General features: G+C 49.9%; 15 protein-coding genes. 9 read left to right on the top strand and 6 right to left on the bottom strand.

Annotated elements, in window-relative coordinates; genetic code table 11:
• The first annotated feature begins 516 nt into the window (after positions 1 to 516).
• From frdA to frdD, 4 genes are read left to right on the top strand one after another with little or no spacing between them, the layout of a single operon-like run.
• Entirely contained in the window at positions 517 to 2,331 is a 1,815-nt protein-coding gene (frdA, locus tag PTW35_RS16410) for a fumarate reductase (quinol) flavoprotein subunit (protein WP_281025867.1), read from the top strand.
• Positions 2,331 to 3,071 carry a succinate dehydrogenase/fumarate reductase iron-sulfur subunit gene (locus PTW35_RS16415; RefSeq protein ID WP_281025868.1) on the top strand — a complete coding sequence of 247 codons (741 nt, stop codon included), beginning with the start codon at positions 2,331 to 2,333 and terminating at the stop codon, positions 3,069 to 3,071. The genes frdA and PTW35_RS16415 overlap by 1 nt, the downstream gene beginning before the upstream one ends.
• A 2-nt stretch (positions 3,072 to 3,073) precedes the next feature.
• On the top strand, positions 3,074 to 3,457 hold the full coding sequence (gene frdC, locus PTW35_RS16420; RefSeq protein ID WP_039458941.1) for a fumarate reductase subunit FrdC: 384 nt from the start codon (positions 3,074 to 3,076) through the stop codon (positions 3,455 to 3,457).
• A 10-nt stretch (positions 3,458 to 3,467) separates the two neighbouring features.
• Positions 3,468 to 3,830, top strand: a complete 363-nt coding sequence (gene frdD, locus PTW35_RS16425; protein ID WP_281025869.1) for a fumarate reductase subunit FrdD — start codon at positions 3,468 to 3,470, stop codon at positions 3,828 to 3,830.
• A 59-nt stretch (positions 3,831 to 3,889) separates the two neighbouring features.
• Here frdD and PTW35_RS16430 read toward each other — a convergent pair whose 3' ends face one another.
• Positions 3,890 to 5,281 carry an SPFH domain-containing protein gene (locus PTW35_RS16430; RefSeq protein WP_348637726.1) on the bottom strand — a complete coding sequence of 464 codons (1,392 nt, stop codon included), beginning with the start codon at positions 5,279 to 5,281 and terminating at the stop codon, positions 3,890 to 3,892.
• A gap of 199 nt (positions 5,282 to 5,480) precedes the next feature.
• Complete coding sequence (gene efp, locus PTW35_RS16435; RefSeq protein ID WP_039459773.1) at positions 5,481 to 6,047, bottom strand: elongation factor P; 567 nt, start codon at positions 6,045 to 6,047, stop codon at positions 5,481 to 5,483.
• 33 nt (positions 6,048 to 6,080) lie between these two features.
• Between efp and epmB the strand changes: the two genes are divergently transcribed.
• The 3 genes from epmB (at position 6,081) to PTW35_RS16450 (ending at position 9,244) form a co-directional block, all read left to right on the top strand.
• Positions 6,081 to 7,103: an EF-P beta-lysylation protein EpmB gene (gene epmB / locus PTW35_RS16440; protein ID WP_281025870.1), complete on the top strand. Its 1,023-nt coding sequence runs from the start codon at positions 6,081 to 6,083 to the stop codon at positions 7,101 to 7,103.
• Positions 7,104 to 7,716: 613 nt separating this feature from the next.
• Positions 7,717 to 8,622 carry a 30S ribosomal protein S6--L-glutamate ligase gene (gene rimK, locus PTW35_RS16445; RefSeq protein ID WP_281025871.1) on the top strand — a complete coding sequence of 302 codons (906 nt, stop codon included), beginning with the start codon at positions 7,717 to 7,719 and terminating at the stop codon, positions 8,620 to 8,622.
• A 100-nt stretch (positions 8,623 to 8,722) separates the two neighbouring features.
• Positions 8,723 to 9,244, top strand: a complete 522-nt coding sequence (locus PTW35_RS16450) for an MgtC/SapB family protein (protein WP_281025872.1) — start codon at positions 8,723 to 8,725, stop codon at positions 9,242 to 9,244.
• A gap of 867 nt (positions 9,245 to 10,111) precedes the next feature.
• Here the strand turns inward: PTW35_RS16450 and ltrA are convergent.
• The 3 genes from ltrA to PTW35_RS16465 all read right to left on the bottom strand — a co-directional run bounded on the left by ltrA (position 10,112) and on the right by PTW35_RS16465 (position 14,779).
• Positions 10,112 to 11,788, bottom strand: coding sequence for a group II intron reverse transcriptase/maturase (gene ltrA / locus PTW35_RS16455; RefSeq protein WP_281025873.1), 1,677 nt, complete (start codon positions 11,786 to 11,788; stop codon positions 10,112 to 10,114).
• 1,012 nt (positions 11,789 to 12,800) lie between these two features.
• Positions 12,801 to 14,447 carry a chaperonin GroEL gene (gene groL, locus PTW35_RS16460; RefSeq protein WP_281025874.1) on the bottom strand — a complete coding sequence of 549 codons (1,647 nt, stop codon included), beginning with the start codon at positions 14,445 to 14,447 and terminating at the stop codon, positions 12,801 to 12,803.
• 41 nt (positions 14,448 to 14,488) lie between these two features.
• Positions 14,489 to 14,779 carry a co-chaperone GroES gene (locus PTW35_RS16465; protein WP_036832752.1) on the bottom strand — a complete coding sequence of 97 codons (291 nt, stop codon included), beginning with the start codon at positions 14,777 to 14,779 and terminating at the stop codon, positions 14,489 to 14,491.
• 208 nt (positions 14,780 to 14,987) lie between these two features.
• On the opposite strand from PTW35_RS16465, the gene PTW35_RS16470 reads away from it, so the two are divergent.
• The gene (locus PTW35_RS16470; protein WP_281025875.1) at positions 14,988 to 16,379 is read left to right on the top strand and encodes an MATE family efflux transporter; all 1,392 of its coding nucleotides are present in this window, start codon (positions 14,988 to 14,990) and stop codon (positions 16,377 to 16,379) included.
• A 93-nt stretch (positions 16,380 to 16,472) separates the two neighbouring features.
• Here the strand turns inward: PTW35_RS16470 and PTW35_RS16475 are convergent, their stop codons facing one another.
• Positions 16,473 to 17,027, bottom strand: a complete 555-nt coding sequence (locus tag PTW35_RS16475) for an FxsA family protein (protein WP_281025876.1) — start codon at positions 17,025 to 17,027, stop codon at positions 16,473 to 16,475.
• A 459-nt stretch (positions 17,028 to 17,486) separates the two neighbouring features.
• On the opposite strand from PTW35_RS16475, the gene aspA reads away from it, so the two are divergent.
• Complete coding sequence (gene aspA / locus PTW35_RS16480) at positions 17,487 to 18,950, top strand: aspartate ammonia-lyase (RefSeq protein ID WP_039459784.1); 1,464 nt, start codon at positions 17,487 to 17,489, stop codon at positions 18,948 to 18,950.
• The last annotated feature ends 60 nt before the right edge of the window (positions 18,951 to 19,010 follow it).

The following is a 19,010-nucleotide window of genomic DNA, read 5'->3' on the forward strand; positions in this document are numbered from 1 at the left end:
TATTTTACCCCATTCCCCACCCGCTCACAGTGCTATTCGCCGCCGAGCGAGAGCGAACAGTTAAGGGAGAATAGAATATGAAATATTATGAAAATTCATGATCAGCAAGCTATCAAACCGTTCGCAAAACAACCCACAATAAGAAATACCACCGTAACAAAATAGCCACAAGAGTCGCATTAAAACAACATTCACTAGCAAAGCAAACATTTGCCAGCCGAATAAACTGTTCTTTATTAGCCACTTAGCAAGAAAGCCCGAAACACACCATTAATGAGCCAGAAACAAATCACACATTTTATTTCGTTTAATTAACAACCATAAAACATTACAAATTGTGACAATAATCACACTTCCTGTAATCCCCTTATACTTTTGGGCTATTTCATTTAAAAAGCTGCGTCTAAATCAAATTTTCTATCGATATTGTTTCATAGAATGCCTCTAGGATTTCAAGGTTAAGTACGCTCAGGCGTACTTTTTTAAATTTTATCGTCTTACCTCCGGAGGATAGCTGTGAAAACAATTACCACAGATATCGCTGTAATCGGCGCAGGTGGTGCAGGTCTTCGTACTGCCATCGCTGCTGCAGAAGCAAACCCAGACTTGGAAATTGCTCTTATTTCTAAAGTTTACCCAATGCGCTCTCACACTGTAGCTGCAGAGGGTGGCTCCGCTGCCGTCATCAAGGATGAGGATAGCTTGGACAACCACTTCAACGACACCGTTGGCGGTGGTGACTGGCTATGTGAACAGGACGTTGTTGAATATTTCGTAGAAAACGCGACCCGCGAAATGACCCAGCTAGAGCAATGGGGTTGTCCGTGGAGCCGTAAAGAAAATGGTGACGTGAACGTACGCCGCTTCGGTGGTATGAAGGTTGAGCGCACATGGTTTGCCGCGGATAAAACCGGCTTCCACATGCTGCACACTCTGTTCCAGACGTCTATCAAATACGATCAGATCAAGCGATTCGACGAATACTTTGTTGTAGACCTACTGGTTGAAGAAGGTGAAGTGCAGGGTCTTGTGGCTATCCACATGGCTGAAGGTGAGTTGATTTGCATTAAAGCAAAATCTGTTGTTCTTGCAACAGGTGGCGCCGGCCGCGTTTACAACTGTAACACCAACGGCGGTATCGTAACTGGTGACGGTATGGCAATGGCCTTCCGCCACGGTATCCCTCTACGTGACATGGAATTCGTTCAGTACCACCCAACCGGCCTTCCAGGCACCGGTATCCTGATGACCGAAGGTTGTCGTGGTGAGGGCGGCATCATCGTCAACAAGAATGGCTACCGTTACCTACAGGACTACGGTATGGGCCCTGAGACACCAGTTGGCCAGCCAAAGAACAAATACATGGAACTCGGTCCTCGTGACAAAGTTTCTCAGGCATTCTGGCACGAGCTGCAGAAAGGCAACACCATCAAGCACCCACTAGGTGATGTGGTACACCTTGACCTTCGCCACCTAGGTGAAGATTACCTGCACGAGCGTCTACCGTTCATCTGTGAGCTGGCAAAAGCTTACGTTAACGTTGACCCTGCCAAAGAGCCAATCCCAATCCGCCCAACCGTTCACTACACCATGGGTGGTATCGAGACGGACAAGCACAACGAAACACGTATCAAGGGCCTATTCGCCGTTGGTGAGTGTTCATCTGTTGGCCTACACGGCGCAAACCGCCTAGGCTCTAACTCGCTTGCTGAGCTTGTGGTATTCGGTCGCCTAGCGGGCGAAGGTGCGGCAAAACGCGCTGAAGAATTCAAAGGCTGGAACGACGCAGCTATCGCTGAGCAGATCCAAGCAGTTCAGGACCGCATTGATGCCCTGATGGCACAAGAAGGTGACGAGAACTGGGCTGATATCCGTACTGAAATGGGTCACACCATGGAAGCCGGTTGTGGTATCTACCGCCAAGAAGATCTGATGCAGGCAACTATCGACAAGCTAGCCGAACTGCGTGCTCGCTTCAAGAACATCAGCATCAAAGACAAAGGCAAGGTCTTCAACACGGATCTACTATACGCAATCGAAGTCGGTTACGGCCTTGAAGTTGCTGAAGCCATGGCTCACTCTGCGATTCAGCGTAAAGAGTCTCGCGGTGCGCACCAGCGTCTTGACGAAGGCTGCACTGAGCGTGATGACGTGAACTTCCTGAAACACACACTGGCGTTCTACAACGGTGACGACGCACCTCGTATCGAGTACAGCGACGTAACAATCACCAAGTCTCAGCCAAAAGCCCGTCTATACGGTGCAGCGGCAGAAGAAGCGGCAGCGAAAGAAGCAGCCGAAGCGGCAGCGAAGAAAGGGGAGCAGGCGTAATGTCAGACAATCGCATCCAAAAAGTAGAAATTCTGCGTTATGACCCAGCGAAAGATGCAGAACCTTACTTCGAAATGTTCGAAGTACCGTTTAACGAAACCATGTCTGTGCTTGATGCACTGGGTTACATCAAGGACAACCTAGACAAAGATCTGGCTTACCGCTGGTCTTGCCGTATGGCAATCTGTGGTTCTTGCGGCATGATGGTCAACAAGGTGCCAAAACTGGCCTGTAAGACCTTCCTGCGTGACTACCCGAACGGCCTGAAAATCGAAGCACTGTCTAACTTTGCTATCGAAAAAGACCTGATTGTTGACATGACGCCGTTCATCGAGCGCCTAGAAGCAATCAAGCCATACATCATTGGCAACGATCGCAAGCCAGAAGACGGTCCAAACAACCAGACGCCAGAGCAAATGGCGAAGTACAAGCAGTTTGCAGGTTGTATCAACTGTGGCCTATGCTACGCAGCATGTCCTCAGTTCGGTCTGAACCCTGAGTTCATCGGCCCTGCAGCACTAACCCTAGCGCACCGCTACAACCTAGACAGCCGTGATAACGGCGCTGATGAGCGTATGAAGCTGATCAACGGTGAAAACGGTGCATGGGGCTGTACGTTTGTTGGTTACTGTTCTGAAGTTTGTCCGAAGAGCGTAGATCCAGCAGCAGCGGTTAACCAAGGCAAAGTGGAATCTTCTAAAGATTTCGTTATCGCCATGATGAAACCTCAGGAGGCATAAGGATGAGCAATCGTAAACCTTACGTTCGCGAAATGAAGCGCACTTGGTGGAAGGATCATCCTTTCTACCGCTTCTACATGGTTCGTGAAGCAACTGTACTACCACTGATCTTCTTCACTATCTGCCTGACTTTCGGTCTAGGTAGCCTAGTGAAAGGCCCTGAAGCATGGGCGGGCTGGCTTGAGTTCATGGCGAACCCAGTCGTTGTTATCCTGAACGTGCTGGCACTGTTGGGTAGCCTGTTCCACGCTCAGACTTTCTTCAGCATGATGCCTCAGGTTATGCCTATCAAACTGAAAGGCAAAACGCTGGACAAGAAAGTTGTTGTTCTATCTCAGTGGGCTGCGGTTGCTGCAATTTCACTGTTCGTACTAGTTCTAGTTTAAGGAGAGCCACGTGGTTAATCTAAATCCTAAACGTTCTGACGAACCAGTATGGTGGGGTCTGTTCGGTGCTGGCGGTACTTGGTTTGCAATGCTAACACCTGTGACTGTACTGGTACTGGGTATCATGGTCCCACTAGGTATGCTAGACGCTGAAGCAATGAGCTACGAGCGCGTTTCTGGCTTCGTGACCAGTATCATCGGTGCTCTATTTACTATCGCGACCTTGGCTCTGCCAATGTGGCACGCGATGCACCGTCTGCACCACGGTATGCATGACCTGAAATTCCACACTGGTGTGGCAGGTAAAGTAGCATGCTACGCAGCCGCATTCCTTGTATCTGCCCTAGCTGTTATTTTCGTCTTCATGATCTAATCGTGATACGAAACGAAAAAAGCACCGCCTAGCGGTGCTTTTTTTATACCTGCGGATTGCTACTCCTTGGCCTGGTTGGCCAGTTTCTCGTTCTGCTCCAAGATCCCCAAGGCACCAAAACCGGTGATCACATCGAGATTGGTCGTCATCTTGCCGCCCTCGCCGCCAAAGTAGTTCTTCGGCATCTCCACTTGGAAGTTCTTCAGGTTATTGTACAAGGCAGTTGACACATCACGGTTCAACTCAGCCAGATAAACATCGCGGTTGGCACCATAGGCATCGTATTTGGCCTTGAGGATTTCCGCCTCAGCCCGCCCTTTGGCAAGAATGGCCTTGGCTTCATACTCAGCCGACAGGGCATTGGCTTTCTGGATTGCCAGGTTGGCCTCGGCAATCGCCAGCTCCTTTTCCTTATCGACTTCCGCCAGTCGCTTGTTCTTCTCGACCTCGACAATCTCACGCTCAGCGATCTGGCGTGCCACCTCGACCTCTTTCTGCTGGGCGATGATGGCCAGCTCCTTGTTGCGCTGGGCATCCTGCACTTCACGGGTGCGCTGGATTTCCTTGCGTAGCTGCTCGGTCTCCGCCTGGGCTTTCGAGGTTTCCTGCTCCTGGATAGCCCGGATGCGATCGGCTACCAGGCGCTTCTTGTCGGTCAGCAGCTTGTCCAGCTGCCCCTCGGGCTTGGGATCACCGATAGTCACCTGGGTGACGGCGATACCGTACTGGCGCAGCGGATTGTCTTGCCGCTTCGGGTTGCCTTGTGCATCAAGCATCGGCACCGTCTTCCATACCAGCTGCTGGGTGCGCTGGAGTTGGTTGGAGTTAGTCTGGTTGACCCCGACTGGTGCGAGATCGATCTGCTCCACCTCGACCTGGCGGCGCTCGGTCATGTAGATACCGTCACGCAGCTGATCGCCCAGCTTGGACTTGAACTGGTTCAAACCGCCCTGGAAGAACTCCTCACCGGTATACTGAGTGGCTGTTATCACCGTGACGTTACGGGCGTTTTTCACCAGCAGGGCATCAATCAGGTTGCTGTTATTCCTGAACTCCCGGTGCATCTTGATAATCGACTCCGGATCTTGCGACAACTTGAAGCGGAAAGTCACCGGGATTTCCCCGACATAGGTATCGGCAAAGCGTACTTGGATAGCCGGTAGGCGCTGGTAGAAGTCCTCGCCGGTGGTATTGCCGTAGGAGACAGTGATCACCTGATCATACTTGGTGATTTTCGACAGGAACGGCATCCTAAAATGGATACCGGGCTGGTTGAATACATCCAGATCACCGGTCAGGTTATTCTGATGTACGTAGGTATACCCTGCATCCGTCATAAGCACGGAATTATTGACCAGACCGAAGAGCGCTGCCGCGCCCAGGATCCCGCCGACAACGGGTAATGATACTTTGTTCTTGAGCGCTTGCTGCGCCTGGGGCTTAAAATCCATATTCCCTAAACCAACGTTGTTATTATTCCATTGTATGATTCAGGGTAATTAATAACAGATAGCAATAAAAGCAAAACATTGCCCCCATCATGCTAAATCCGGCACAGGTCAAAAAGTGTGACAAAATGAGTGAGAAGTGATTGTTTAAAAACAAAAAAGGCCGCCAATAGGCGACCTCTTTGTTACAACCGGAAGCGAATTACTTCACACGGCCAACGTATTCAGCTGAACGGGTATCGACCTTGATCACTTCACCGATAGCGATGAATAGAGGTACACGTACCACTGCGCCTGTTGATAGCGTTGCTGGCTTACCACCTGTACCCTGGGTATCGCCTTTCAGGCCTGGGTCTGTTTCAGTCACTTCAAGCTCTACGAAGTTCGGTGGAGTCACAGCGATTGGGTTGCCGTTCCAAAGTGTCAGCGTGCACGAGTCGTTTTCTACCAACCACTTCGCGTTGTCGCCTACCGCTTTCGCGTCTGCAGCGATCTGCTCGAACGTTTCGCTGTTCATGAAGTGGTAGAACTCACCGTCGTTGTATAGGTAATCAAGATCAGTATCGATTACGTCTGCAGCTTCAACGCTTTCACCAGACTTGAAAGTCTTCTCCAGTACCTTGCCTGAAAGCAGCTTACGGATTTTAACGCGGTTGAACGCCTGGCCTTTGCCTGGCTTAACAAATTCGTTTTCGATAATGACACATGGTTCATTATCTAGCATAATTTTCATTCCGCCGCGGAATTCATTGGTGCTGAAAGACGCCATTTTTATCCTCTTAACATCTTCGAGTTGTAGTTAATGCCGCACATAATAACCCGAAACGCCTCATCTGTTGAGCAAAACTGGCTGAATGATCTTGCTAATGCGATTTCTGATCCGATTCAACTGCTAAATAGCCTGAAAATCGATCCCACCCCATGGGCAGAAGGCTTGGCGGCCCGGAAATTATTTGCGCTGCGTGTCCCTATGAGCTTTGTCGATAGAATGGAAGTTGGCAACCCCCACGACCCGTTATTGCGACAGGTTCTGCCTCTGGCGGAAGAGTTCGAGGTTCACCCCGGGTACTCGCAGGACCCACTCGACGAGCAGGACAACGCCATTCCCGGCCTGCTGCACAAGTACAAGAACCGGGCCCTGATGATTGTCAAAGGCGGCTGCGCGGTCAATTGCCGCTATTGCTTCCGTCGTCACTTCCCCTACCAGAATAATCAGGGCGGCAAGCGCAACTGGCAGATCGCTCTGGACTATGTCGCCGACCAGCCAGAGATCAATGAAATCATCCTCTCAGGCGGCGATCCGCTGATGGCCAAGGACAGCGAGATGGCCTGGCTGATCGACGCTATCGCGGCTATTCCGCATATCAAGCGGCTCCGCATCCACTCACGCTTGCCGGTGGTGCTACCCGCACGGATCACCCCGGAGCTGTGCCAGAGATTGGCAGAGACTCGCCTGCAAACCGTTTTAGTGACGCATATCAACCATGCCAATGAAATCAATGGTGAGTTGAAACAGGCGATGCAGGCACTTAAGCAGGCCAATGTTACCCTGCTTAACCAGGGGGTGCTGCTCAAAGGTGTCAACGACACCGTCGAGGCCCAGACCAAGCTCAGCGAAGCGCTGTTTGATGCCGGTATCCTGCCCTACTACCTCCATGTATTGGACAGAGTCCAAGGCGCAGCGCACTTCATGGTCGACGACCACACCGCCCGCCAGCTGATGGCAGGCCTAATGGAGAATGTTTCCGGCTACTTAGTACCAAAGCTCACCCGCGAAATCGGCGGCCGCCGCAGCAAAACCCCGCTGGACTTGCACCTCGAGTAGCTCGTCCTGCACCGGATTTCTTTCCTCTTCCCTCAGCTCTGCAGTGCAAATCGGCACTGCAGATAATCCTGCCAGCCTTACCTGTACAACAAAAAGCCAAGTTACCACCTTTTAGGTGAACAACCCCAAACATCAAATCAACACTGAACAACAGCAACATAAATAACTGTTTTTAAATGAATTTATTATGTGCAGCTTTTTAAGCTTTTTCACCAGCAAGCTCAGAGCAAGCCGAAAGGTAGATGTTTGCGGTCAACCACCCCAAAATGTTCAGCAAACCACCCTACGTACAGATAAAACCTGAACAAGCTTTTGAATTATCATGTCACAATCAAAACAGTCGAGATAAGAAACTGATAATAAAGAGTTTATATGAGCGTGCAGCTTTTCAAGCTTTTCAGCAAGAAAACCCGAACCAGGCAAGACGCACATGATAGGCCATTTATTAAAAAACGAGCAAATTATTTGATGAACACAATCAAAAAAGATCATCGTCAAATCGCTCGCTTTTTAGACCAAGGAAGCGCATAGTCGCGCTCCGATCTGCAGGCGAGAAAGGCAGCCAAACTTCACGCCCTGCAGGCAATCCATCACCTTATTTATGAGTAACGCAATGAAAATTGGCATTCTCTCCCAGAACGAAAACCTGTACTCAACCCGCCGCCTGCGCGAAGCCATTGAGCAGCGCGGCCATGAAGCTGTAATCATCAACGCCTTGCGTTGCTATATGAATATCAACTCGGTCAAGCCATCGATTCACTTCGAAGGCCAGGATCTGACTGGCTTTGATGCCATTATTCCGCGCATTGGGGCGGATATTACATTTTACGGCTGCTCGGTACTGCGTCAGTTCGAAATGATGGATGTGTTCTCGGTGAACCAGTCCATTGCCATTTCACGTTCTCGGGACAAGCTGCGCTCGCTGCAGTTACTCAGCCGCAAAGGGGTTGGCATGCCTATTACCGGCTTTGCCAGCAAACCTGACGATGTGCCGGATCTGATCAAGATGGTGGGCGGTGCCCCGCTGGTGATCAAGCTGCTGGAAGGCACCCAGGGTATTGGGGTGGTACTGGCCGAAACCCAGAAGGCTGCCGAGAGCGTGATCGAAGCCTTCATGGGGCTTAAAGCCAACATCATGGTGCAAGAATTTATCGAGGAAGCCGGTGGTGCCGATATCCGTTGTTTTGTTATCGGCGACAAAGTGATTGCCGCGATGAAACGCCAGGGCGCAGAGGGCGAGTTCCGCTCCAACCTGCACCGCGGTGGCAGTGCATCATTAATCCGCATTACACCGGAAGAGCGAAAAACCGCCGTGGCGGCGGCCAAGGCCATGGGGCTGAGCGTTGCCGGTGTCGATTTACTGCGCTCCAAGCGCGGCCCTCTGGTCATGGAAGTGAACTCATCCCCGGGCCTAGAAGGGATTGAAGGGGCAACCGGCAAAGATATCGCCGGGATGATTGTCGAATACATCGAAAAGCATGCGGGCAAACGCAGCCGTCGCCGCAACTCGCACCAGTAGTGACGCCCTTCGCCTGCTTGGCCAGAAGACACATACAAGACAAGAAGCAGCCCCCGGGCTGCTTTTTTTCATCATCTTACAGAATCAAGGAGCAACAGCCATGATATGGCTTGATATCACGCCTTTTGCCTGGCCGGCCCTTTTACAATGTGCCATCTGTGGCGCCGTTATCGGGGCAGAACGCCAAGTACGGGGAAAACCGGTCGGGATCCGCACCTCAACCTTAATAATCATGGGAACCTACTTTTTCATTACCCTGGGTGAGACTTTATCAAGTAACAATGCCGACATTTCCCGGGTGATGGCACAAGTGATCACCGGCATCGGCTTTCTCGGCGCCGGGGTAATGATGACCCGGGACGGCCAAATCCATGGAGTCACTTCAGCGGCAGTCGTCTGGATGCTGGCCGCCCTCGGGATCACCATCGGTTTGGGCTATGGTCAAACTGCAGTGCTCATGACCGGTATCGTCGTCTCTATCTTATTAGGGGTCGACAAGCTGGAAAACAGTCTGCGCTTCTTACGCAAAGGTGTCCACGCCCACTTAAGCGACCGCCGCCAGCGGAAGAAGGTAAAGCGCCACCATCAGGAGGGGGAGGAAAAGCCTGATGAAGACAAATAACAATGGATAAAATGGACGAGTCCGTCGCAGAGGCAAATAACCGAGCGAGAACCTTTATCACACAACAAGGCGTCGCAGCCAATCAGAAGGTACAGCGTTCAGGCTTAAATACTGCTTTTTGGTGAGCAATTTGGCCACCTATATCTAAAACCTCCCACACCAATACTAAGACGCTGATTTATAACAGATAAATAAGTGTTCAGCTTTTTCGGCTTTTTCCCTGACAAACTCAGTTCTGCTGGTTTAGCCATTTTCCGGCAGAAAGACGGGAAAAAGCCGCTTTTTCATGTACAGCTTTCAGTTGAAATAACAGCTAAAAACAGAGCAAGACCAGGCACCGGAAAAACCCGTCAAACAACACAGATAAGGCATTGATATAAAAAGACTTAATTAATGTGCAGCTTTTCTGGCTTTTTACCAGTTGAGCTTAGGCAGGATAATTGCTATGCCTTTTGGCATTAAACACTAACGCTCAAGTGGCCTCATCGCTTCCCCCTCCCCTCAGGCATGATGCGTTCAGCTTTTTCACCTTTAGGCACCAAAAAGCAGCACGCAATCAAGCCTATTCATCCAAGACACCCCAAGCACCATTAAGTTGTTGATATAAAACAACATATGTTGCGTACAGCTTTCTGAGCTTTTTCCCTGGCAAGCTCATCATGGGAAAAATGCGTCCCTACAAGGTGATATTGCCTTTTCCCAGCTATAAAAAAACGGAGGCTTTCGCCTCCGTTTTCAAATTTTACAGTTATCTCAGTGAGATAGGGGTTATGTCGGGTAGCAGCGACGCATTACTGCGCCACCGCCCCCTAAGAACCGTACGTGCGAGTTTCCCCGCATACGGCTCAAGCCTTCATAAGCCTGCACTTAAGTACAAGCCAGCAACGCACTATGTAATTGTCGATGACAATTAACGTGCAACACCATCAGGTTTTCATTTCTATCCGAGCCACCATCAACTCTGCGGATTATGTGGTGTACATCCCACTCTTCTTTCGAATTGAACTGCTGATGACATACAGCGCATTTGAAGTCTTGCCTTTCGACAAGTCTCCAGAGCTTCATGCTACCGACCAGAGACCTTTTCAGCCTCTGTACCTTCCGTTTCTCAAAATATTGTTCATCTTCAGGTAGATAACAGTTAGCTGTCGCCCGAATCTTCACATGTTTATCAACTTTCACTTTTGCTGCACTTAGCAACCGATAGTGACCATCTTCCCCTATTGGCCGAGGAGCACTGAATACCCAGTTCCTATCACCTGCTTTCTTAAAGTACTTACTTTTAATCCAGCGTTTACGGCGATTGAGGTGGATGCGCTTGCACCATTGCCAAAGCATTTTCCAAATTCTGTAGTCCACATACTTAAACGTCTCGCTAGCACATACCCAACGATGGTAATTACACCACCCTTTAATCATGGGATTCAGTTTGGCTATTACTGCTTTAGCCGGAACTGTTTTATGGCTGTTAAGGTAGTCACGTATGCTTTTCAGAAATACCTTCACGTTTCTTTTTGATGGCTTAATCAACATCTTGCCATCGTATTTACGCAAATTCTGTCCTAGAAAATCGAACCCTTCATCAATGTGTGTAATTACAGTTTTCTCATTTGAAAGTTCCAGCCCTCGTTCGGCCATAAAGGCTTTCACAACAGGTAGAACGTCCTCTACCAGCAACTCTTTAGAGATACCGGTAATAATGAAATCATCTGCGTAACGCACATAATTGACCTTGGTTTTATAGCTCGCTTTGGTGTTCTTCTTCCCGAAATGGGATTCGAGCACCGCTTCCAAGCCATCCAACGCCATATTAGCCAGTACAGGAGAGATAATTCCTCCTTGTGGTGTACCAGCCTCTGTTGGATTTAACTTTCCAGACTGCATGAATCCAGATTTCAACCATTTCCTAAGTACAACCTTATCAATAGGAATGTTGGCAATAAGCCAATCATGGCTTATATGGTCGAAGCACCCTTTTATATCTCCCTCTAGCACCCACTGGGCGCTAGATTTTCGGCTGAGATTCACGAAGCATTGCTCGATAGCATCAGCGCATGAGCGATTAGGGCGAAAACCATAACTATTACGATCCGCTGTTGTTTCCGATACAGGCTCAAGAGCTAACAAGTACAGAGCTTGCATTGCCCTATCAAGCATCGTCGGTATTCCTAACGGCCTTAGTTTGCCATTGGCTTTGGGTATATAGACTCTTTTGAGTGGTCTAGGCTTATAGCCTTTTCGCTCTAGTCTATCTATCGCGTTCCATTTGTCCTTTGGGTTACTCCATGTTTCTCCGTCAACTCCCGGGGTCGATTTACCACGGTTTTCAGTAACACGCCTTACGGCAAGTGCTTTGGCGGCAAATGATCGGGTTAACATCCTTTGAAGCCGTTTGACCTTACGCCAATCAGACTTTTCCGTTGCTTTCGCGATTCGTACCTGTAGTCCTCTCACCGAACGGTGCATAAGCTCCCAGTTAATACTGTGCCATTGCTCCGCTTGATGGGAGGATGCAGATACTTTAACTTGCGCTAAAGTATGCACCTTGCTTTCCTCCATAAACATCAGAAATGAAACATCACAAGGTGCACTAAGCCCATAGGGCTTTGATTACCCTATGGTTTTCAATAACTCATACAACGTGAATTAAGAACTTACCTGCTTTCACGCGATTAAAGACCAAGCAGACGTCAGCACCGTTTCCGGTAGGAATACGTTGATTCCTTATCCAGCTCATTACAAGGTGGCGTTAGCTTTTTCTGCTCTCCTATTCCCATACATCCAACAGCTCCCCTCACAGGTTACCTGCCTAAAAGGCGAAAATATGGGGTTTCCGAGTTCCGCTTTCATTACATAGGTTACTTAGGTTCTATCTATCCACCGATGGCACAAATATCAGCGTATTCCCAGATGTAAGAGGAATAACTGGCCATACACCTTTTGGTCGAAGCGTTAGTCTCCAGTGCATTACCAAAGCACGTAGAGTCATCAATAGCCTTTCGCTCGTCGCGGCTGACGGTGTTTATCAATAGTTCACATACGTTAACCATATAACCTAGCCTAGCCCCTCTGCCGCCTGCTATTGGCCGCATTCCTGTCAGTTGCTTTACAGCACATGACAGCCACTGAAGTGGGGGTACATTGTCAGGAAGCTCCGCACACCGCGTTACCGCAGATGCACTATCCCTAGGCTACTATTGGCTGAACAATAGGTCTTACTAACCCTTCGCTGTACCCGTCCGAGTTCAGTTAAGGCCAAGACAATAATGAAAACAGCTTTGCACCGAATAGGTGGCTCAAGCTTTTAAGACACGAATTTTCCCGTTACCTCACAACACCTAAGTGCTGCTTCAACGTATATCCGCAAAATGCAGGATATAGGCTAAGACCTATACCGAATAATCAGACTCCCGTGAGGGAGACCGATATTCAGGCTTAAGCAAAGCCCGAATATCGGGTTTCAAAATGCTATTTCGGCGGGGGGTAGTAAGCACCATGTCAGTGCTTACTATGGACGTAGCCCGCTCGGCTAGCTACCTACGCGACTCTCGTCGCACTACATCATACCGCCCATACCACCCATGCCGCCCATGCCGCCCATATCAGGCATTGCACCAGCGTCTTTCTGCGGTAGGTCTGTTACCATCGCTTCGGTGGTGATCATCAGGCCAGCAACAGAAGCTGCGAACTGCAGCGCTGAACGGGTGACTTTTGTTGGGTCCAGGATACCCATTTCGATCATGTCGCCGTATTCGCCAGTCGCTGCGTTATAGCCGTAGTTTGCTTCACCCGCTTTCACGTTGTTAGCAACTACAGACTCTTCGTCGCCGGCGTTCTTGGTGATTTGACGGATAGGCGCTTCCATTGCACGTAGTGCAACACGGATACCTACGTTCTGCTCTTCGTTGTCGCCCTGTAGGTCTACAACTTTAGATGCAGCGCGGATAAGCGCAACGCCACCACCAGCAACTACGCCTTCTTCTACCGCTGCACGGGTTGCGTGTAGGGCATCTTCAACGCGGTCTTTCTTCTCTTTCATTTCCACTTCAGTCGCAGCACCGACTTTGATCACTGCAACACCGCCTGCTAGTTTCGCAACGCGCTCTTGCAGTTTCTCTTTGTCGTAGTCTGAAGTGGCTTCTTCGATTTGCTGGCGGATCTGAGCAACGCGGCCGGCAATCATTTCTTCTTCGCCAGTACCATCGATGATAGTGGTGTTTTCCTTAGTGATAGAAACACGCTTCGCCTGACCTAGATCTTCTAGCTGAACTTTTTCCAGCTCAAGGCCCACTTCTTCAGAAATAACCGTACCAGCAGTCAGTACCGCGATGTCTTGTAGCATGGCTTTACGGCGGTCACCGAAACCAGGAGCTTTAACCGCAGCCACTTTCACGATACCGCGCATGTTGTTCACAACTAGCGTTGCCAGTGCTTCACCTTCAACGTCTTCTGCGATGATAAGCAGTGGACGAGACGCTTTAGCCACACCTTCAAGTGCTGGTAGCAGCTCGCGGATGTTAGAAACTTTCTTGTCGATAAGCAGGATGAATGGGTTTTCCAGATCAACGCTGCCCGCTTCCTGGTTGTTGATGAAGTAAGGAGACAGGTAACCACGGTCAAACTGCATACCTTCAACCACATCTAGCTCGTCGTGTAGCGCCTGGCCTTCTTCAACCGTGATAACGCCATCACGACCTACTTTTTCCATTGCTTCAGCAATGATGTTACCTACGGTCGCGTCAGAGTTAGCAGAGATAGTACCGACCTGAGCAATCGCTTTGGTGTCAGCACAAGGAACAGACAGTGCTTTTAGCTCTTCTACTGCAGCCACTACCGCTTTGTCGATACCGCGCTTCAGATCCATTGGGTTCATACCCGCAGCAACCGCTTTAAGGCCTTCGTTTACGATAGCCTGCGCCAGTACTGTTGCAGTTGTTGTACCGTCACCCGCCGCGTCGTTCGCTTGCGAGGCAACTTCTTTAACCATTTGTGCGCCCATGTTCTGGAACTTGTCTTCCAGCTCGATTTCGCGCGCAACGGAGACACCGTCTTTAGTGATAGTCGGTGCACCGAATGACTTGTCCAGTACCACGTTACGGCCTTTAGGGCCCAAGGTTACTTTTACTGCGTCAGCCAGAACGTTGACACCTTCCAGCATTTTGATACGTGCGTCGTTACCAAATTTAACGTCTTTTGCAGCCATGTCTTTCTTCCTTTCTTAATTCTTTATTCGAGGTGAACGGATTATTCAACGATTGCCATGATGTCGTTTTCAGACATGATCAGGACTTCTTTACCGTCAATCTTTTCAGTCTTCGTGCCGTAGCCTTCAGCAAAGATCACAGTATCACCAACTTTAACGTCCAACGGCTGAACCGTGCCGTTCTCTAGAATGCGGCCATTGCCTACAGCCAGTACTTTACCGCGAGTTGATTTTTCAGCAGCAGAGCCTGTTAGCACGATGCCACCAGCAGACTTAGATTCAACTTCTTGGCGCTCAACGATAACTCGGTCATGTAAAGGACGAATGTTCATCGGTCGTCTCTCCTGATTTTGGTAATATCCATACGATTAACAAAGTAAATGGAAAGGCCATTTACTTTTTCTGATACATAGACATGTTGGGTCTTTTTTTGAGAACCCAAGCCCTGCGACGCTATTTTTTCAAAATTTTCTGACAGTTTTTTTGCCCGATCACACTCTTTGCATTAGGGTAGGCGGGCATTCTTTTCCCGAGACGACCATGGCAGATCACAACAAGCCAGATATGACCAAGGCTGACGACAGCCGGCCGGATAAACACGGGCTGCTGTCCGAGCCTATCCCAGATGTACTTAAACGCCTGACAGTACCGATGATTTTCGGCATGGTGGCGATTTTGATGTTCAATCTGGTCGATACCTTTTTTATATCCCTGCTCGGTACCGAGGCACTAGCGGCCGTCAGCTTCACCTTCCCGATCACCTTTGCCATCAACTGCATTACCATGGGGATCAGTGTCGGGATTTCCACCAGCATCGGCCGCCTGCTCGGCAGCGGGGATGCCCGCAGTGCGGCCAGGCTCACCACCCACGGCCTGCTGCTGGCACTGCTCATGATGCTCTGCGCCTCGACCCTGGGCTTACTGACCATCGAGCCACTGTTTAGCTTAATCGGGGCGCGGGCCGACTTGCTGCCAATCATCAGCGACTACATGTCGATCTGGTATCTGGCCATTCCGCTGCTGGTGATCCCGATGGCAGGCAACAGTGCGATTCGGGCCACCGGCGATGCCAAAACCCCCGCTAAGATCATGATCCTCGCCGGCGCGATCAATGGTGCACTCGATCCCTTGTTGATCTTCGGCTTCGGCCCGTTTCCTGAGCTGGGTGTCAAAGGGGCGGCGATTGCCAGCGGGATCAGCTGGGGCTTTGCCCTAGTCGGTTCACTGTATGTGCTGATCCGGCGGGAGAAGCTGGTCGCACCGCCGCAAATGTCACGCCTTGCTGGTGATTGGCGCCAAATCCTGCAGATTGGTACCCCCGCGGGGCTATCCAATGCACTCAACCCGTTATCAGGGACGCTGCTGATGGCCTTGCTGGCTGTCCAAGGCACCGCATCGGTCGCCGCCTACGGTGCCGCGATGCGGATCGAGTCGATTCTCATCACCGTGATGATGGCGCTGGGATCGGCGTTGATGCCGTTCATGGCTCAAAACCTCGGGGCCGATAAACCCCAGCGAGCATTTGCCGCTTTGTTTACCGCCATGCGCTTTGCCATCCTATTCCAGCTACTGATATTCATTATGATGGTGCCGCTGAGCTGGCCATTGTCTTCGTTGTTCAGTCAAGACCCGGCGGTCCAGTCACAGCTCTGGCATTATTTGGTGGTTGTTCCGGCCAGTTATGGCCTGCAAGCGGTCTGTATGTTGCTGATCAGTGCCCTCAATGCCATGCACCGGCCGATGGATGCCTTGGTATGGAACTTGTTTCGCCTCTTTGCCCTGCTGCTGCCGATAGCTTGGCTGGGCAGCTACTTCCATGGTACCAAGGGGCTGTTTGCCGGCATCGCCGTGGCCAACGCCGCCAGTGGCTTGGCCGCTTATCTGTATGCGGTTAGGCTGCGGCGACGCTGGCAAGCCGTCTCCAAGGCCTAGCGTTCACACCCCGCCCCAAATATGAACAGCATTAACAAAAAAAGACAGCCGCGGCTGTCTTTTCTATGTCTATAGTTTCATTTGGTTGTGCACTTAATGCAGTCGCGGCGAATCGTCGTCATTTTTGTTGTCATCTTTGCGTTCGAACTCACCATCAAACACATCTCCCCCCTGCTGGCGTTCTTGCCCACTGCCAGCAAATGGGTCACGCTGCTGGTTAAACGGGTCATGCTGCTCGAACCCCTGGCCCGGACCAAACCCCGCACTGAACCCCGCTCCGGATGACACCCCGTGAACCTTGACCCTGCTCATCAATTGCTTGGCCAGCCACGCACGAGGGCCCGGTAGCAACACCGCCATACCCATTGCGTCGGTCATGAAGCCCGGGGTAAGCAGCAACACGCCTGATACCGCCAGCATCACCCCTTCGACGATCTGCTGCGCCGGTAACTCCCCTTGCTGCAAGCGGTTTTGCACCGACATCAGCGTTGCGATGCCCTGGCTGCGGACCAACGAAGCACCCACTACTGCCGTAACCAACACCAGCCCCATTGTCGGCCACAAACCGAGGAAACCACCAACCTGAATAAACAGCGCTATTTCGACAATCGGCACAACGATAAACAAAAACAGTAAAATCGGAAACACGGTTTTCCCCTTGCTGGTGAGCAGTAATGAGAGCTCATCTGTGACACATAGTTGCCACACTACAAAATCTCTCTGGCTTATAACTAATATTGGGAGCAGGCAGGCATTTTTCAACTCTTTTCTATAGGGCGTCAATGTAACGATTGATTACAATAAGACTACTGCGGTTAATCCAACACCAATTTCACATTTTGTCATATTTGGTCATCTTTGATCATAAAGCACGGAATAGTCATTAACAGTATTTGTGAGCAAGATCTCATTCCTGTGCAAATGTTTTCAGTCCATTTAAAAAAGTGATCTGGGTTATGTTTTTACCCCTAAAGGGGAGTATTATCGGCAGCAGACAATAGGTGTCAGGTACGATCATCTAGCCAAACTCTCTGCGGAATGGATTCTAAAGTTTCAGAATTGGCTCAATATTTGAATTTAATTAGCAGATTCCACTAAGGCTACGTCATGTCTCAGATGATTGATCTAGAAAAAAATGAAGCAATGGTAAACAACGTTGCAACTCGTATCGAAGAAGATCTACTCGGTGAACGCCAAGTTCCAGCTGACGCTTACTGGGGTATCCACACCCTACGTGCAGTAGAAAACTTCAATATCTCTAACACGACTATCTCTGACGTTCCAGAGTTCGTTCGCGGCATGGTTTTCACCAAAAAAGCAGCGGCAATGGCGAACAAAGAGCTGGGCGTTATCCCATCAGAAGTTGGCGAATACATCATCAAAGCGTGTGATGTGATCCTTGAAACAGGTAAGTGCATGGATCAGTTCCCGTCAGATGTATACCAGGGCGGTGCCGGTACTTCTGTAAACATGAACACCAACGAAGTTATTGCAAACCTTGCTCTTGAGCTAATGGGCAAAGAGAAAGGCGAATATGACATCGTTAACCCGAACGACCACGTTAACAAGTCTCAGTCTACTAACTGTGCTTACCCTACAGGTTTCCGTGTAGCGGTATACAACAGCATCATGACTATGCTTGAAGCACTTGAGTACCTAAAAGGTGCTTTCGATGCGAAAGACAAAGAGTTCGCTAATGTACTGAAAATGGGCCGTACCCAGCTTCAGGACGCAGTACCAATGACTGTTGGTCAGGAATTCCACGCGTTCGGCGTACTTATCAAAGAAGAAATCAAGAACCTTCAGTACACTGCTCAGTTGCTTCTAGAAGTTAACCTAGGTGCAACGGCTATCGGTACTGGCCTTAACGCAGCGACAGGTTACCAGGAGCTTGCAGTTCAGCGTCTAGCTGAAGTAACAGGCCTACCATGTGTACCTGCAGAAGACCTAATCGAAGCAACCTCTGACTGTGGTGCTTACGTAATGGTTCACGGTGCCCTTAAGCGTACCGCGGTTAAGCTGTCTAAGATCTGTAACGACCTGCGCCTTCTTTCTTCAGGTCCTCGTGCTGGTCTTAACGAAATTAACCTACCAGAAATGCAAGCTGGCTCTTCTATCATGCCAGCAAAAGTAAACCCAGTAGTACCAGAAGTGGTAAACCAGGTTTGCTTCAAAGTCATCGGTAACGATACAACCATCACTTTCGCAGCCGAAGCCGGTCAGCTACAGCTGAACGTTATGGAGCCAGTGATCGGTCAGGCACTGTTCGAGTCTATCGACATCCTGAAGAATGCGTGTATCAACCTACGTGACAAGTGTATCGACGGCATCACAGTGAACAAAGAAGTTTGTGAAAGCTTCGTGTTCAACTCTATCGGTATCGTAACTTACCTAAACCCATTCATTGGCCACCACGAAGGTGACATCGTAGGTAAGATCTGTGCTGAAACCGGTAAGAGCGTCCGTGAAGTGGTTCTAGAGCGTGGTCTTCTAACTGAAGAGCAGCTAGACGACATCTTCTCGGTACAGAACCTGATGCACCCAGAATACAAGGCTAAGCGTTACAACTAAGTCGTAACTAATAAACAGCCCGGCGGATTTTCAGGATGAGGATCCGCCTTTTTTGCTACA

Source organism: Photobacterium sp. DA100, from assembly GCF_029223585.1.
Taxonomy (GTDB): domain Bacteria; phylum Pseudomonadota; class Gammaproteobacteria; order Enterobacterales; family Vibrionaceae; genus Photobacterium.

Bases quoted from the DNA above. Each gene is read 5' to 3' on its own strand.
- PTW35_RS16415 (WP_281025868.1), top strand. From the start codon at position 2,331: ATGTCAGACAATCGCATCCAAAAAGTAGAAATTCTGCGTTATGACCCA.
- frdC (WP_039458941.1), top strand. From the start codon at position 3,074: ATGAGCAATCGTAAACCTTACGTTCGCGAAATGAAGCGCACTTGGTGG.
- PTW35_RS16430 (WP_348637726.1), bottom strand. From the start codon at position 5,281: ATGGATTTTAAGCCCCAGGCGCAGCAAGCGCTCAAGAACAAAGTATCA.
- efp (WP_039459773.1), bottom strand. From the start codon at position 6,047: ATGGCGTCTTTCAGCACCAATGAATTCCGCGGCGGAATGAAAATTATG.
- epmB (WP_281025870.1), top strand. From the start codon at position 6,081: ATGCCGCACATAATAACCCGAAACGCCTCATCTGTTGAGCAAAACTGG.
- rimK (WP_281025871.1), top strand. From the start codon at position 7,717: ATGAAAATTGGCATTCTCTCCCAGAACGAAAACCTGTACTCAACCCGC.
- PTW35_RS16450 (WP_281025872.1), top strand. From the start codon at position 8,723: ATGATATGGCTTGATATCACGCCTTTTGCCTGGCCGGCCCTTTTACAA.
- groL (WP_281025874.1), bottom strand. From the start codon at position 14,447: ATGGCTGCAAAAGACGTTAAATTTGGTAACGACGCACGTATCAAAATG.
- PTW35_RS16465 (WP_036832752.1), bottom strand. From the start codon at position 14,779: ATGAACATTCGTCCTTTACATGACCGAGTTATCGTTGAGCGCCAAGAA.
- PTW35_RS16470 (WP_281025875.1), top strand. From the start codon at position 14,988: ATGGCAGATCACAACAAGCCAGATATGACCAAGGCTGACGACAGCCGG.
- aspA (WP_039459784.1), top strand. From the start codon at position 17,487: ATGTCTCAGATGATTGATCTAGAAAAAAATGAAGCAATGGTAAACAAC.